Below are 14,473 nucleotides of genomic sequence, written 5' to 3'. Positions count from 1 at the left end.
TTCCCATACCGTTCCTTCGTTCAGTTCGCCGTCACCGGTGATGACGATGACCTTGTTGTCCTGGCCGCGCATCCGGCAATCCATCGCCACGCCCAAGGCCACGCTGGGCAGGTGGCCGAGCGAGCCGGAGTGGAATTCCACGCCCGGTACGTTGCGGTTGGGGTGCCAGTAGATGTGGTCGTCGGTGCTGAGGTGCTGGTCGAGACGAGCTTTGTCGATGAAGCCGAGCTCCACGAAGGTGCCGTAGAGGGCGGGCACGTCGTGGCCCTTGCTCAGGAAGAGGTAATCGCGGGTGGGGTCCTGGAGGTTGTCGGGGCGCACGTTCAAGCAGTCGGCGTAGAGGTACACCAGCAGGTCGGCGCAACTCAGCGAGGCACCGGTGAAGCAGCCGCCGTCGGTGCTCAGGCGCACGATGTGCTCGCGCACGCGCAGGGCCAGGGCTTCAAGTTTTTGTTGTTTTTCGAGGGTCATAAGGTGGGTGGTAGCACAAGTTTAAGCCAGTGCTACAAGGTTTTGGTTTGCGACGAATCCACGGTTTTGAGCTCGTCGAGGTGGTTGCGGTACCAATTCACGCCGGCATAGTGGGCATTGAGTTGGGCAATATCCGGCCGCTGTTTTAGCAGGCTAAGGATGTCATCGAGCTCAAAATCCGGCTTGCTCGGATACAGCGCCTCGTAAACGGCTTTAATGAAATCGTAGTCTTCCGGGTAGTCTATGGTCCAGCGGTGGCTCATCGAAAAGTCCTTCCCGGCATCCCATTCCACGTTGCCCAGCCGGAACCTGGTGGGGTTTTCCCAGAAAAACGGGGTGGTGTGCTCGCGCTCCAGCGGCCGCCGGGCCTCACGCCAAGCCGTTTCCAGCGCTTCGATGGGCATTACTTCCACGTCGTTTCCATCGGGGAAAGTGGCGGGGTGCAGGTTGCTCACGAAATCGTAGCGGTCGGCGAAGTGCAGGTAGTAGCCTACTACTTCATCAATCACGGCCGGGTCGATGAGGGGGCAGTCGGACGGGATTTTCAGCACCACATCGGCCCCGTAGTGGCGGGCGGCCTGGTAGTGGCGGTCGAGCAAATCCAGCACATCGCCCCGGAAACACTTTATATCGTGGGCAGCGCATAGCTCGGCGATGGCATCATCGGCGGCATCAGTGGTGGTGGCTACTACTACGGTGCCGGCCAGGTGGGCGCGCTGCACCCGCTCCACCATGCGCACCAGCAGGGGCTCGCCGGCCAGCGGCAGCAGCACCTTGCCCGGCAGGCGCGAGGAGCCCATGCGGGCCTGCACAACGGTCAGAATCTTCGGAACGGGCATAAATAGAGTAGTCGGTACCGCGTAGTCGGACGTGAAACGGAAATACGCTAAAAATTACCGGGCAAAAAGCAGGCTAATTGGTAAGCCATTGGTAAATACATTCTTAAAATAGTGCCGCCAGCTTTCAGCCCTCTACCGGAGAGGCTTCGGCCGCTGCTACGGTTGCAAAAGCTCCGGCATCGAGCTGCCGCAAAAATGCCGGCCCGCTGCCCGAAAAGTGGCTATAGCCCCGGCAAATGGCCGCAATGCGCCGGGCCGAGGTGCCGCCGTTCTGCCAGGGCAACTTGCGCTTGAGGTCGTCCACGTCGAAATAGGAATGCACCGGCTTGCCCAGCGCCAGGCCCACGTACACCACGGTCGAGTATTGGGTGATAAGTTCCACGCAGTTGGCAATCATGTGGTCGGTGTTGCCCTCGGTGAAAATCAGGGTGCCGGGCGGGGCGTGCTGCTTGATTTCGTCGGTGGCGCGGGGCAGCTCCTCGTTGGGGTGCAGCTTGAAGGCCAGCGGGCGGCCGTTGGCAATGCGGGCGCACTCGCAGATGAATTTGGGGCGGTTTTCGGGCGTGAAGGTTTCGCGCAGGTCGGAGGTGGCCACCAGCACGTAGCCGTGGTGCGGAAAGTCGTTGTGGCGCACCTGCTCGATGTTATCGAAGTTGGGGATACCTGTTACCACGAGCTTATCGGCATCCACGCCCACGCGCTCGAAGTGCCTGGCGTAGCCTTCGGAGGCCACGCAATAGATGTCGCAGCAGTTGTTCATGCCGTTGAGGGCCGTGCCGATGGCCAGGATGGGGTAGCGCGTGAAGCGCTTTACCAGCCGGGCCCACAGGTTGAGCGGGTCGGTCATGCCCTCCTGCACGAAAATGGTTTTCGTCTTTTTCATCAGCGGCCAGGGCACCACCACGTCGGAGCAGCACACGATGAGGTCGTACTGATTGTTAAATACCCGGGCCTCGAAATCGTTCTGCAACCCGTGCTCGGCCAGATATTTATCGGCTTTGGCCTTTATTTTTCCGGTGACGATGGTCTTGTCCAGGCCCCCGGTCCAGAGCAGGAACTTGTAGAATTGACGCTGCCAGCCATCGTAATAGAGCTGGCTGAAATAAGGGTCGAACTCGTCTTCCAGCAGCTGCGCAATCTGGTGCATTTGCGTGGTCTGGTTGGGCGAGCCGATGAGAAACAGAACCTTTTTCCGGGACATGCAGGACGAAAAGTTGAAGCAACCGAACCGCCGGCGAACTGCCCCACGGCAGGGCCGGCATGCCGCCAAGGTACAGTATGAGGGGCGAAATAACACCCCCCATCCGCAGCTCCTGCTACCGCAACCGTTACCAAATTGCAAAGGTTGGCGTCGGCGCAATTTGCCGCCATGCCCGGCGACTGAAAATGCCGCCCACGCCGCCCCAACTGCACCGCGTTTGTAGTCCCACTTAATCAGGCTCAATTGCTTTTTAATTGTTGACCTTAGCCGCTGCCGGGCCGAAAATTAGCCCCGTGCCCCACGCATCAGGAATGCGGGAAAGCCATATGCCGGTAAAACAACCCCACTTCCGGGAGTATTCGGGAGTATTTATTCTTTAATTAGCTGACACAACTCTCTACTCACTTCTGTCATGATTCTTAGCTCCCTTCACGATGCCGACGGCAGCCGGTGCACCCTCTCGCAAGAGCCTGGGGGCTGGCTGCGGGCTACCTGGCGCGGCTTTGTCGACATGCAGGAGGCCCTGCGTGGGGCCGATAATTACCTGCGCACCCTGCAAGGCCTCCGCAACCCCTGCCTGCTCAACGACAACGTGGCGCTGATGGGCCCGTGGTTCGACTCCATTGAGTGGCTGGAGCGCGTGTGGGTGCCGCAGGCCGCCGCCCTGGGCCTGCGCTACGTGGCCCATGTGGTGCAGGCCGATTCCCTGTCCGACATCCTCACCGTGCATTTCGAGCACGGGGCGGCCGGCGCGCTGGAGCTCCAGATTTTTCAGCATATATCCGAGGCCGAAGAATGGCTGCGCGCCTGCCAGCAGCAGCTGAAAGCCAGCGCATAAACCTCCCCTCGGCAAGGGCCAAAGCGTGCCTACTTGCGCAGCACCCGAATGCTGACGCGCCGGTTCAGAGCGCGGTTGGTGGGGGTGTTGTTGGGCCGCACGAAGTATTTGGGTCCGTAGCCTTTGGCTTGCAGGCGGTTGACATTCACGCCCATGCTGGCCAGCGTGAGCATGGCCGCGCGGGCGCGGTCCTCGCTGAGCTGGTAGTTCACCAGGGCTTCGCCGGTGCTGTCGGTGTAGCCCCCGATTTTCACGATGGACTGCGGAAACGTGTTGAGAATGCTGGCAATGTTGCCTAGCTGCAACGCCGATTCGGGCGTGAGCCGGGCCTTGCCTGTTTCGAAATTGATGCGGTCGAAGTTTATCCAGCCCTTGGTCCGGTTCACCGAATCGACCTGGAAGGCGGGCGACGACAGGAAGGTATAGAGGCGGTTTTCGGTCGAATTGGCCCCCACTTTCTGGGTCGTGCCGTCGGCCAGCGTCAGCACTATGGGCTTGCCGGTATCGTAGATGTAGGTATCCCGGTCCTGGTCGTAGCGGCCGTTGGGCTCGTTGCCGATGACGGCCGGGCGGGCTGCTGGGGTCGGCCGGGCGGTCTCATTGGCCCCGATGGCCGGGGTGCGGGCGGGCAGCACTTCTATGGGCCGGTTGGCAATGGTTGGAGCAGGCCGGCGGGCCGGCACCATAGGTTCGGGAGCCGGCCCGGTGGCCTCGGCTGGGGGCGTTGTGGGGGGAGTGTAAGCCGCTGTAGGCGCAGCCGGAGCCGGCGGTGGGCTGGCGGCCTCTACCAAATTGCTGGTAGCCGCCACCGGCAGCGGTGCCCGGTCCGGGGTGCTGTGGCCAAAGAAATACCCCAGGCACACGGCCAGCAGCAGCAGTCCGCCCCACTGCCAGTACGGCGACAATCCGCTGCCCGGGGCGGCCTCCGTGGCTGGTTCGGCCCAGGCGGCGGCGGGCGTGGTGGCCAGTTGCGCCGCCTGTTGGGGCTGGCGGCGCAGGCCCTGCTCGGTGGGCAGGGGCGGCACGGCACCTGAAGCCGGCACTGGCAGCATGGCCGCCGCAATGGCCTCTTTCTCCGCGTGCAGCCAATAAACGAAGTCGGTGGGAGAGAGGCTTTTTTCGGTGGCGACGTGGCCCAGCACGCCCAGCACGGCCGTGGCGGCTATTTGCAACAGCGTGTCGCTGGCCGAGGGCCGGATGGCCGCCCCGGCGGCAATGCGGCTCACGGTGCTGCGGTAGGAGCCGTCCAGCAAGTCGAGGAGCAGGTTCACCCCCCGTTCGTAGCGGGCCGCCGGATGCAGGGTGGCCAGTTGCTGGAGCACCTGCGCCGCATCGGCTTCGCGCACCAGCTCCAGCAGGCCCTCGGGCGTGAGGCCGTGGCCCACTCGTTCCGACAACTCATTCAACACCAGTGGCACCGATTGACTTAGCGCGTATTCAACATTGGGCGCGGCTTCATCCAGGCGGGTGCCGAGGCGGGTAATGGTTTCACGGGTGAAGCAGTAGTTAACTGCTTCGGCTATAGGGTTTTTCATAATGCTATAATTAAGTCGGAAAGACTGGTTATGCCGCACAATGCCCTGCCGCCGGGCTACTCCCCGCCGCGCCCGCAGGCCCCGGCCCCGGAGCTTATTGATTTATACTCCGATACAACTTCTTGCGCAAATACAACTTGTTCGCTACTAAGCAAAAATAACGAAATTTATTTATAATGTACATTACATATATTAATTATAACAATGTATTTAATTTTAAGCTGCTACGCGCCGGGAAGCTACTTTTGGGGTTGCCATGAACGACCCGGAAATCCGCGCCCTGCTCTACCCGCTGCTGCTCGGCGGCGTGCGCATTGATGAGCTGCCCACCGGCACCACGCGGGCCGACGTGGTGCACATCACCGAGCACTTCATGCACGGCTATGAGGTGAAGGGCGACGGCGACACCCTGCAACGGGTGGCCAACCAGCTGCGCTGCTACGGCGAGGTCTACGATTTCGTCACCTTCATCATCACCGAAAAGCACCTGCCCAAGCTCCTGCCGCTGCTGCCCGAGTGGGTGGGCATCCTGGTGGCCTCGGCCGATGAGCTGTGCCCGCACCGCGCCGCCGGCTACAACGCCACCGTGGAGCGCGCCCCGCTGGCCAAACTCCTGCTGCTGGAGGAGGTGAAGCAGTTTTTGCTGGCGCGGGGCCTCACCGGCGTGAGCACACTGCGGAGCCGCGAAGTCAGCAATTTCCTGCGCACCACGCAGCTGGTGCCGCTGTCCAGCCTGGCGCAGTACGTGCGCGAGCGCCTCATTGCCCGCCTGCCCGAGCGCCTGCTCATGCGTGCCGAGCGCAAAGCGGAACGGGAGCGCCTGCCGCCCCGCCGCAAAAAAGCCCGGCCAAAAGCGAAGAAGAAAAAGCCGGCCGGGCGTAAAAAAGCCAGTGCCGCCTAGCAGCTGGGAGCTGCCGGGCGGCACTGGCATAGTCATTGGGCAAGGTTATTTCTTCTTTAGAGCGGCAGCTACGGCTTGGTTGAGCAGAGGCTCCATTACGCGGTAGCCGGTTAGGTTGGGGTGCACGCCGTCTTCGCCGTAGGCTTTTTTCAGGCCGTTCTGGTCGTCTTTCAGGGCGGTGTGCATGTCGTAGTACACAAGGTGGTGCTGGTCGGCGTAGGCTTTGATTTGCTTGTTAAGTGCAATGATTTTGGGGGCCGGATTCAGGCCCTTGCGCCACCAGAAATCCGACGCCGGAGCCACCGAGCCCAGCACCACGCGGATGCCGTGAGCCTGCGCCAGTTCGGTCATGGTCATGATATTGTTTATCGTGACTTGAGGATTGTAGGGGCCGTTGTTTTCGGCCACGTCGTTGGTACCCACCAGGATGACGACCACGGCCGGGTGCAAGCCAATCACATCGGCTCGGAAGCGCACTACAGTTTGCCCCGTGGCCTGGCCGCTGATGCCCCGGCCCACATACTCATAGGTTTTGCCCCGAAAAAAGGCCGAATCTTCCTTCACCCAGCCCTCGGTGATGGAGTTGCCGATGATGACCACGCGGGGCCTGCCGGGCGTGGGGGCGGGCAGGCGCTGGTTGGCGGCGGCGTATTTCTGGAGGTTGGGCCAGTCGTTGTGCAGCAGGTATTCCTGGCGTTCGTGGTAGGCCTCGTCGGCGGCTTTTTTGGCGGCTGCGGCGTCGGTGGGCTGCTGGGCGTGGGCGGTGGTGGTGCTGAGCAGTGCCGCGAGCAGGAGCAAGGAAGCTGATTTCATGGCAGGAATTAATTAACTACCAGCGTCATGATGGAGTGCGCAGCGGCGGTGGTTTTGGTGCCCTGGCCGCGCATCCAGAGCTGGAATTCCTCGGGCTTGTCGGTCTGGTTCATCACCACCACGGCCACGCTGCCGTCGGGGTTGCGGTAGGCGGTGGTTTGCAGGGCGTCGCGGTTGGAAGAGGCACTGATGCGCTTGGCGCCGGGGCGAATGAACTTCGAGAAGTGACCGATGTAGTAGTAGGCGTTGGTGTAAATCAGCTTGCCGGTTTTGGTATCGGCGATGACGGGAGCGAAGCAGAAGTTGCCGACGTGGTTGGGGCCGCCGGTTTCGTCGAGCAGCACGTTCCAGTCGGTCCAGCCCACGGTGCCGGCGTTAAAGTCGCCAATCATCGAGTTGCCGTATTTCTCGCCCAGCGCCCAGTCATCGACTTTGGCCAGGTCGAATTTCTCCTTGCAGCCTTCGGTGAAAATGAGGTTGGTGTTGGGGAAAGCTTCTTTCACGCGCTTCTCGTTCTCGAAAAGCATGCTGCTGCCGGTCCAGGTTTCGTACCAGTGGTAGCCGATGCCCCAGACGTATTTGGCGGCCTCGGGGTCGTCGAGCACGGTGCTGGCGCGCTGGAACAGCAGGTCGCGGTTGTGGTCCCAGGCAATGAGTTTTTTGGAGCCCAGGCCGCCCTTGGCCAGCGTGGGGCCGAGGTAGCCCTTGATGAAATCCCGCTCGTCCTCGCCGGTAAACACGCACGACTCCCACTTCTGGGTAGCCATCGGCTCGTTCTGCACCGTGAGGCCCCAGATGGGGATGCCCAACTGCTCGTAAGTCTTGATGAACTTCACGTAGTAGTCGGCCCAGGCTTGGCGATATTGGGGCAGCAGCTTGCCGCCGTGCAGCATTTCGCCGTTGGTTTTCATCCAGCCGGGCGGGCTCCAGGGACTCACATACAGGGTAAGCTTGCCGCCGGCCGCCGCCATCACCTGCTTGATGAAGGGGATGCGGAACTGCTCGTCGTGCTTCACGCTGAAGGTTTTCAGCGCCTCGTCCTTGTCGGCCACGTAGGTGTAGCTACCGCTCGAAAAGTCGGAGCTGTGGATGCTGGTGCGGCCCAGCGTGTAGCCGATGCCGCCCGTGGGGCTGTAATACGCCTTGAGAAACTCCTGCTGCTGGGGTTTCGGCAGCTTGGCAAAGGTTTCGGCCGAGGCATCCGTCAGCGCCCCGCCGATGCCGAGCATGGTCTGGAACGAGTGGCTGGGGTCAACAAACACGCAGACCTGAGTTTCCACGGGCTGCGCGGCGGGCGAGAATTTGAGGTCGCCGCCGGCCGCCAGGCGCTGGCTGGTGCCCTGCACCGTGGCAAAAACGTGGGCCGTTTTGCCGGCTGCTGAGTAGGCGGCAGTTGCCGCTTTCTGCGCGGCAACAGGGCCGAGGCCCAGCGTGGAGAGGAATAGAAAGGAGAGGAGTTTCTGGCTTGACATATACGCCTGTTTTAACCCAGCCACCGCGCGATGGCCATGTTGGGAAGGGGAAGTGGGAGGGAAATTCAACGAAGCTAAAGGTGCTGCTTTTTCCTGAGTATGCGCAGGCCAGCCAACGGCGCGCGGTAGCCCCGTTTCGGGTTGGGATAGCGACCAAAAAACCCCAGACGCAAAAAATCCCGGCCGCTGCTGCGACCGGGATTGTTGCTGTAGAGAGAGGACTCGAACCTCTAATTTTACTAGCGAGATAGGCTAGCGCGTCTGCCAGTTCCGCCACCCCACAAGGTTTGATAAGTCAAAAGTACGTAAAAAAATTATCAATAGAAATAGAATTGTTGAGATTGTCTAATTGCTAAGTTTTGGTAATCAGTGAAATCGGTGTTCAGGAAATGAGATTTTCGGAATTTGAAACCCGTTCTACGCGCTGAAAACAAAGATTCCGTCTTCCGTAGCATGCCTTTTATCTTTGTTGGAATAAAAAGCAAAAACAGTGATTGCCAACTCCATTCGCAAAATCATCCATTTGGATATGGATGCATTTTATGCTTCGGTGGAGCAACGCGACCACCCCGAGCTGCGTGGCCGGCCCGTGGCGGTGGGCGGCGCCCGGGAGCGCGGCGTAGTGGCGGCGGCCAGCTACGAGGCCCGGCAATTTGGGGTGCGCTCGGCCATGCCGAGTGCCACGGCACTGCGCAAATGCCCGGAGCTGGTATTCGTGCCGCCGCGCTTCACGGTCTATAAAGAGGTGTCGCGGCAGATTCGGTCCATCTTCGCCGAGTACACGCCGCTGATAGAGCCGGTGTCGCTCGATGAGGCCTACCTCGACGTGACGCATAACCTTAAGCAACTGGACTCGGCTACCCAGATTGCGCGGGAAATCCGGGCCAAAATCCTGGCCGAAACCGGGCTCACGGCCTCGGCGGGCATTTCCTATAATAAGTTTCTGGCCAAGCTGGCTTCCGACTACCGCAAGCCCAATGGGCAGTTTGTGGTGCGGCCCGCGCAGGGCCTGGCCTTTGTGGAAGGGCTGGCCGTGGGCCAGTTCCACGGCGTGGGGCCGGTGACGGCGGCGCGCATGAACGAGCTGGGTATCTTCACCGGCGCCGATTTGCGGGCGCAGTCGGTGGAGTTTCTGCACCAGCATTTTGGCAAGGTGGGGCGCTACTACTTTGCCATTGCGCGGGGCGAGGACGAGCGGCCCGTAGTGGCCGACCGCCTGCGCAAGTCCATGGGCTCGGAAACCACTTTCGCGCAGGATTTGCGGGAGTTTTCGGACTTGCTTGAAGCCCTGCAGCCGCTGCTGGAAGACGTGTGGGAATACTGCCAGCGGAGCGGCATCCGGGGCCGGACGGTGACACTGAAGGTGAAATTCGGCGACTTCCAGCAGATTACACGCAGCCGCAGCGGCGTGGGCCTGGTGCCGGGGCCGGAGGTGCTGGCCCGCATTTGCCGGGAGCTGGTGGAGGGCCTGTTTCCGTTGGAAAAGGGCGTGCGGCTGCTGGGCGTCACGCTTTCCAACCTGAGCAATGCGCAGGAAGCTGCGGGCCGGCAGCTCACACTGAGCTTCTGATGGCCCGTTCCGCAACCTTTGGCGGTTCTTTTTCGACTTTGGGAGCAATTAGTGGTGCGATTCTGGTTAAGGAAGCATCATCTTTACCCTTTGGCCCGTCAGGGCGTGGGTGCCGGCCCCGGCCGTAGCCAATTTCCTTTCTTCACTAGACCTCTCCGCATGCAATTCCCTCGCTTTAAGCTCGGCTTATATTCCACTTCCGTGCTGGCCCTGCTGGGGCTGGCTTCCTACTCCGTGTACCAGGGCACGCCGCCGCGTGACCAAGTGGTGCTCGGCGTGATGATGCAGGGCTTGAACCAGCTCCACTACCAGCCCGAGAAGATTGACGACCAGTTCTCGCAGCGTGTGTACGACCTGTACATCAAGCGCATTGATGTGAACAAGCAGCTGCTGCTGGCCCCGGAAGTGGCCCAGCTCAGCCAGTTCAAAACCCAGATTGACGACCAGATGCGCGGCGGCACCCACGAGTTTCTGGACGCTACGAGCGCGCTGCTGGCCAAGCGCATGCCCGAGATTCAGACCCTCTACCGCCAGATTCTGGCTAAGCCCTTCGACTTCTCGGTGCAGGAAAGCTGGGAAACTGACCCCGCCAAGGCCACTTACGCCGCCAACGCCGCCGAGCAGCGCGAGCAGTGGCGCAAGATGCTGAAGTACCAGACCCTGGCCCGCCTCTCGGAAATGATGGACGACGAGGCCAAGAAGAAGGACAAGCCCCTGGCCGCGACCAAAGTCGGGGCCTCGCCGGCCACTACCTCCGATAAAACCCGCACGCCCGTGGAGATGGAGGCCGAAGCCCGCAAGCGCGTGCTGAAATACTACGACGACGTATTCGTCGACCAGCTGCAAACCGACTCCAACGACCGCCTGGCTGCCTTCGCCGAGGCCATTGCCAACAGCTACGACCCGCACACGGACTATTTCGCCCCCATTGCCCGCGAAAATTTCGACATTACCATGAGCGGCCGCCTGGAGGGCACGGGCGCACAATTGCAGGAAGACGAAGGCCACCTCAAAGTGGTCGACATCGTGGCCGGCTCGGCCTCGTCGCGCCAGGGCGAGTTGAAGGTGGGCGACATCATCCTGCGCGTGGCGCAGGGCGCGGCCGAGCCCGTGAGCGTGGAGGGCATGCGCTTCGATAAGGCCGTGAAACTGATTCGCGGGCCAAAAGGTACCGAAGTACGCCTCACGGTGCGCAAGCCCGACGGGGCCACGCAGGTCATCCCCATCATCCGCGACGTGGTGGTGATTGAGGATACTTACGCGCAGTCGGCCCTCATCAAGCAGGGCGGGCGCACGTATGGCTACCTCAATTTGCCCGGTTTCTATGCCGACTTTAGCGGTAAGGGCGGGCGCAGCAGCGCGGCCGATGTGAAGGCTGAGCTGGCCAAGCTCAGCAAGGAAAACGTGGCCGGCGTGGTGCTCGACCTGCGCTACAACGGCGGCGGCTCCCTCCGCGATGCCGTGGATATGGGCGGCTTATTCGTGCCCACCGGCCCCATGGTGCAGGTGAAAACCAGCCGTGGCCCGGCCCAGCCCGTGGCCGATACCGACCCTACCGTGCAGTACAGCGGCCCGCTGGTGGTGCTGGTGAACAAGTACAGCGCCTCGGCTTCCGAGATTCTGGCCGCCGCCATGCAGGACTACCACCGCGCCATCATCATGGGCAGCACTACTTATGGGAAGGGCACCGTGCAGCAGGTATTCGACCTGGACAATGCCGTGAACGCGCAGGCCAACGCCCTCAAGCCGCTGGGCTCGCTCAAGCTCACCATCCAGAAATTCTACCGCGTGAGCGGGGGCTCGACCCAGTTCAAAGGCGTGACGCCCGACATTATGGTGCCCGATGCCCTGGCCTCCTACGCCAAGGGCGAGCAGGAATCGGAATACCCGCTGCCCTGGGATGAGATTGCGCCCGCCACGTATCAGCCCGCCAACACGCTGCCCGCCCTGGCCCCGCTGAAGGCCGCCAGCGCCGCCCGCGTGGCCGCCAGCCCCGGCTTCAAGCTCATCACCGAGGCCGCCCAGCGCGCCACCCTGCGCCAGAAGCAAACCGTGCTGTCGCTGAACCTGGCCGCCTACCGCACCCAGCAGGTAGAGGCCCGCGTCATAAACAAACAGCAAACCGCCGCCCAGAATGCCCTAGCCGTGCTCGACGTGGCCGCCCTGCCCGCCGATGCCCGCCCGGCCTCCGACTCCACGGCCGCCAAGCGTGTGGCCCGCTTCCTGAAGCCCCTGCGCAAAGACCCCGCCCTGGCCGAGGCCGTGGCCGTGATTGGCGACCAGCTGAAGTAAGCCGGAGAAGCAAATGCCACGAAAAAGCCCCCGCTGCAATTCCGCAGCGGGGGCTTTTTTGTGAACGGCTATCGGGAATCCGTTAGTAGTTGATGTCGCTGAACGAGCCGGTGATGGTTTTGCTGCCCGACGCGGCGGTGGCCCGGCCCGTGAAGCTGAACGTGCCGGAAGCGTAGCGGGGGTAGGGGGGCACATTGAAAACGGAGGTGATGGTGAGCGTGCCGCCGGCCGGGGCCGTGGGCGTACCCACGCGGGAGTCGTAGGTCACCAAATCGGCCCCGGTGAAGGTGGCGTAGGCCATGATACCGTTCAGGCTATAGGTGCCGACGGCCATGTTGTAAGGCATCGAGATGCGCAGCACGTAGCTGTCGGGCGTGGTGCCGAGGGTGCCGTTGCTGAGAACCAGGTCGAAATTTTTTGTGGTGGAGAACAACATCAAATCGATGGCCGCAGGGGCGGCGGCCACGCCATCGACGGTGAAGGCGACTGTGGACTGCACCACCGTAACCGTGGGCACCACCGTGGTTTTGCCGGCCGTCACGGTCACGCTCAGCTCCCGGGGCGGCACGTAGCCGCGCTTGACGTTGAAATACAAGATGTATGTTCCCGCCGGCATGGTTTCGAAACGATAAGCGCCTTTGCTGTCGGGGACCACGCCTACAATGGTCTGGTGGGTGTTGTCATCTTTCAGCGAAACCCCCAGCACGGCATCGGCCGGCTGAATGAGGCCGGTGATGGAGGGCGCGGCCGGTACTTCGGTGGCCGGGGCCGGGGTGTCCTGGGCCTTTTTGGAGCAGGCGCTGCCCAGCAGGCCGGCCCCGAGGGCCAAGCCCAGGGCAAGGAGATGTAGACGGTTTTTCATGGCGGGGAAAGGGTTGAGGACTAAATGTAGTAATGACAAACGAAACTGCTTAGCTGCTTGGTATGTACCCGCCGACAACTGGTCCGGCGGGGCTCCCCGCTGCCTTCCCGGAACTCCAACCTGCCCGGCAGGGACCCCTGCCGCCCTCCTTGAACTCCAAACTCACCAGCAGGGACCCCTGCTGATGGGTTTGAACTCCAACCTGCCCGGCAGGGACCCCTGCCGCCCTCCTTGAACTCCAAACTGCCCGGCAGGGACCCCTGCTGCCCGGTTTGAACTCCGAACTGCCCGGCAGGGAATCCGACGGCCCGGCAGCGGCAGAAGTTTCTGCCGAAGCTCCGGAAAAAAGGAATACATTAGCTCCGTAATTCTTTTCCCACTCCATCATTAGCAGTCTTTTATGACGCCCTCTACCCCCGGAGCCAACGGCTCCCCCACGCCTAAGAAAGGCAAAACCAAAGACGTGATTCCCCTCGGCGAGTTGGAGCTGGCCACCGTGGGCCTGCGGGCCGCCGATGCCTGGGACGCCTCGCCGCTGCTGGCACTGCTCTGGTGCAGCAAGGCGCAGTTCCGCGACGCGGTGCGGGCCTTCAATGCCAGCCTCGGCACGGCCGACGAGGCCAACGACGACCTGAGCCCCGCCGCCGTCCGCCTCGAAGAGCTGGACGCGACCATCAACAAGAGCCTGAAATTCGTGCGCAACTTCCTCATTGAGGAGCACGACACCCGGAAGAAGGCCAAAGCCTACTACGATGCCTTCGGCCTCACGCCGGCTGGCGAGCTGCCCACCGCCCGCCCCGCCCGCGCCAAGGGCCTGGCCAAGCTGGTGAAGGCCCTCGGAGACTCCGGCTACGACAAGGGCAAGTACGGCACCGAATTCTGGCGGACCATCGAGAAAGAGTACGCGCCGCTGGCCACCACCTCCAGCGACGTGCGCAGCGACAGCGCCGTGGACGTGGGCACCAAAAACACCCAGGAAGTGCCCCTACGCAAGATGCTGCGTGCCCTGCGCCAGCACATCAAAACCAACTTCCCCGACACCTACGCCGCCGAGTGGCGGAACTTCGGCTTTCTGAAAGAGAGCTACTAGCGCGGTTTGGATTTTCCAATAAAAAGGCCTTGCCACTCTGGCGAGGCCTTTTTTGATGTGGTGAAAGGGAGGTACGGTTCCGATTAAACCGCTAGTCCCGATGTTTGTGTAGTAGAATGTGCGTGCCGTGGTCTTGCATCCTTTCCGTCTTTATTAATGTCTGATTCCGTTGCTGCTCTGCCGGCGTTGCCAGCCGAAGTGCTGGCCCAATTCCCGGCCGATGACCTGCTGGCGGGCATTTTTGCCACTTCCATCACGGCGCTGGTGCTGCTGAAGCCCGTGCGTGCGGCCGATGGCACCGTGGTCGATTTCACCTTTGCCCTGCTCAGCCAGGCTGCTCAGCGGATGCTGAACCTGCCCGCGCAGCCCACCAAAACCCACCTGGAGCTGGTGCCCGGCACGGCGGAGCCTGGCGGTATTTTCGATTTTTTCCGGGAGACGCTGGCCTCGGGGCAGCCCGCCCACCGCAACTTCAACTACCAGCGCGACGGCTTCGATGCCTACTACCGCCTGGCCGTGCGCCGCGTGGGCCCCGGCCTGCTGGTGAGCTTCTCAGACACGGCCGACGAGGAGCGCACCCCCGTGGAGC

The 14,473-nt window shown here is 62.0% G+C and carries 12 protein-coding genes, 1 tRNA gene and 1 pseudogene; 6 read left to right on the top strand and 8 right to left on the bottom strand.

Features of this window, described 5'->3' with window-relative positions:
- The 3 genes and pseudogenes from AAFH49_RS21500 to AAFH49_RS21490 form a co-directional block, all read right to left on the bottom strand.
- Nucleotides 1–471, bottom strand: a pseudogene (locus tag AAFH49_RS21500) (transketolase); the annotation flags it as partial.
- A 32-nt stretch (nucleotides 472–503) separates the two neighbouring features.
- The gene (locus AAFH49_RS21495; protein ID WP_342301444.1) at nucleotides 504–1,310 is read right to left on the bottom strand and encodes a cytidylyltransferase domain-containing protein; all 807 of its coding nucleotides are present in this window, start codon (nucleotides 1,308–1,310) and stop codon (nucleotides 504–506) included.
- 124 nt (nucleotides 1,311–1,434) lie between these two features.
- Nucleotides 1,435–2,511, bottom strand: coding sequence for a glycosyltransferase family protein (locus AAFH49_RS21490; RefSeq protein WP_342301443.1), 1,077 nt, complete (start codon nucleotides 2,509–2,511; stop codon nucleotides 1,435–1,437).
- Nucleotides 2,512–2,923: 412 nt separating this feature from the next.
- Here AAFH49_RS21490 and AAFH49_RS21485 point away from each other — a divergent pair, with 412 nt between their 5' ends.
- Nucleotides 2,924–3,349 (top strand): hypothetical protein, encoded by a 426-nt coding sequence (locus AAFH49_RS21485; protein WP_342301442.1) that lies wholly within the window; start codon nucleotides 2,924–2,926, stop codon nucleotides 3,347–3,349.
- 29 nt (nucleotides 3,350–3,378) lie between these two features.
- On the opposite strand, the gene AAFH49_RS21480 is transcribed toward AAFH49_RS21485, so the two are convergent.
- Entirely contained in the window at nucleotides 3,379–4,884 is a 1,506-nt protein-coding gene (locus AAFH49_RS21480; protein ID WP_342301440.1) for an OmpA family protein, read from the bottom strand.
- 256 nt (nucleotides 4,885–5,140) lie between these two features.
- Between AAFH49_RS21480 and AAFH49_RS21475 the strand changes: the two genes are divergently transcribed.
- Nucleotides 5,141–5,785, top strand: a complete 645-nt coding sequence (locus tag AAFH49_RS21475) for a sce7726 family protein (protein WP_342301438.1) — start codon at nucleotides 5,141–5,143, stop codon at nucleotides 5,783–5,785.
- A gap of 45 nt (nucleotides 5,786–5,830) precedes the next feature.
- Here the strand turns inward: AAFH49_RS21475 and AAFH49_RS21470 are convergent, their stop codons facing one another.
- The 3 genes from AAFH49_RS21470 to AAFH49_RS21460 form a co-directional block, all read right to left on the bottom strand.
- Entirely contained in the window at nucleotides 5,831–6,598 is a 768-nt protein-coding gene (locus tag AAFH49_RS21470; protein ID WP_342301436.1) for a GDSL-type esterase/lipase family protein, read from the bottom strand.
- 8 nt (nucleotides 6,599–6,606) lie between these two features.
- Entirely contained in the window at nucleotides 6,607–8,070 is a 1,464-nt protein-coding gene (locus AAFH49_RS21465) for a glycoside hydrolase family 30 protein (protein ID WP_342301435.1), read from the bottom strand.
- Between the two features lie 207 nt (nucleotides 8,071–8,277).
- Nucleotides 8,278–8,353 (bottom strand) — tRNA-Asp (locus AAFH49_RS21460).
- Between the two features lie 246 nt (nucleotides 8,354–8,599).
- Between AAFH49_RS21460 and dinB the strand changes: the two genes are divergently transcribed.
- Both dinB and AAFH49_RS21450 read left to right on the top strand, forming a co-directional pair.
- Entirely contained in the window at nucleotides 8,600–9,640 is a 1,041-nt protein-coding gene (gene dinB, locus AAFH49_RS21455; protein ID WP_425293352.1) for a DNA polymerase IV, read from the top strand.
- A 159-nt stretch (nucleotides 9,641–9,799) separates the two neighbouring features.
- Nucleotides 9,800–11,932 carry a carboxy terminal-processing peptidase gene (locus AAFH49_RS21450; RefSeq protein WP_342301433.1) on the top strand — a complete coding sequence of 711 codons (2,133 nt, stop codon included), beginning with the start codon at nucleotides 9,800–9,802 and terminating at the stop codon, nucleotides 11,930–11,932.
- A gap of 82 nt (nucleotides 11,933–12,014) precedes the next feature.
- On the opposite strand, the gene AAFH49_RS21445 is transcribed toward AAFH49_RS21450, so the two are convergent.
- Nucleotides 12,015–12,794: a hypothetical protein gene (locus AAFH49_RS21445; protein ID WP_342301432.1), complete on the bottom strand. Its 780-nt coding sequence runs from the start codon at nucleotides 12,792–12,794 to the stop codon at nucleotides 12,015–12,017.
- A gap of 400 nt (nucleotides 12,795–13,194) precedes the next feature.
- Here AAFH49_RS21445 and AAFH49_RS21440 point away from each other — a divergent pair, with 400 nt between their 5' ends.
- Nucleotides 13,195–13,884 carry a hypothetical protein gene (locus AAFH49_RS21440; RefSeq protein WP_342301431.1) on the top strand — a complete coding sequence of 230 codons (690 nt, stop codon included), beginning with the start codon at nucleotides 13,195–13,197 and terminating at the stop codon, nucleotides 13,882–13,884.
- A 156-nt stretch (nucleotides 13,885–14,040) separates the two neighbouring features.
- On the top strand, nucleotides 14,041–14,473 hold a 433-nt coding region (locus tag AAFH49_RS21435), incomplete at its 3' end, for a hypothetical protein (protein WP_342301430.1).

This window comes from Hymenobacter segetis (assembly GCF_038448715.1).
Classification (GTDB): Bacteria; Bacteroidota; Bacteroidia; order Cytophagales; family Hymenobacteraceae; genus Hymenobacter; species Hymenobacter segetis.
This window is presented reverse-complemented; position numbering and strand designations above follow the sequence as displayed.

Excerpts from the sequence above, each read along its gene's own strand:
- AAFH49_RS21450 (WP_342301433.1), top strand. The coding sequence starts at position 9,800 with ATGCAATTCCCTCGCTTTAAGCTCGGCTTATATTCCACTTCCGTGCTG.
- AAFH49_RS21475 (WP_342301438.1), top strand. The coding sequence starts at position 5,141 with ATGAACGACCCGGAAATCCGCGCCCTGCTCTACCCGCTGCTGCTCGGC.
- AAFH49_RS21470 (WP_342301436.1), bottom strand. The coding sequence starts at position 6,598 with ATGAAATCAGCTTCCTTGCTCCTGCTCGCGGCACTGCTCAGCACCACC.
- AAFH49_RS21440 (WP_342301431.1), top strand. The coding sequence starts at position 13,195 with ATGACGCCCTCTACCCCCGGAGCCAACGGCTCCCCCACGCCTAAGAAA.
- AAFH49_RS21465 (WP_342301435.1), bottom strand. The coding sequence starts at position 8,070 with ATGTCAAGCCAGAAACTCCTCTCCTTTCTATTCCTCTCCACGCTGGGC.
- AAFH49_RS21445 (WP_342301432.1), bottom strand. The coding sequence starts at position 12,794 with ATGAAAAACCGTCTACATCTCCTTGCCCTGGGCTTGGCCCTCGGGGCC.
- dinB (WP_425293352.1), top strand. The coding sequence starts at position 8,600 with ATGGATGCATTTTATGCTTCGGTGGAGCAACGCGACCACCCCGAGCTG.
- AAFH49_RS21495 (WP_342301444.1), bottom strand. The coding sequence starts at position 1,310 with ATGCCCGTTCCGAAGATTCTGACCGTTGTGCAGGCCCGCATGGGCTCC.
- AAFH49_RS21490 (WP_342301443.1), bottom strand. The coding sequence starts at position 2,511 with ATGTCCCGGAAAAAGGTTCTGTTTCTCATCGGCTCGCCCAACCAGACC.
- AAFH49_RS21485 (WP_342301442.1), top strand. The coding sequence starts at position 2,924 with ATGATTCTTAGCTCCCTTCACGATGCCGACGGCAGCCGGTGCACCCTC.
- AAFH49_RS21480 (WP_342301440.1), bottom strand. The coding sequence starts at position 4,884 with ATGAAAAACCCTATAGCCGAAGCAGTTAACTACTGCTTCACCCGTGAA.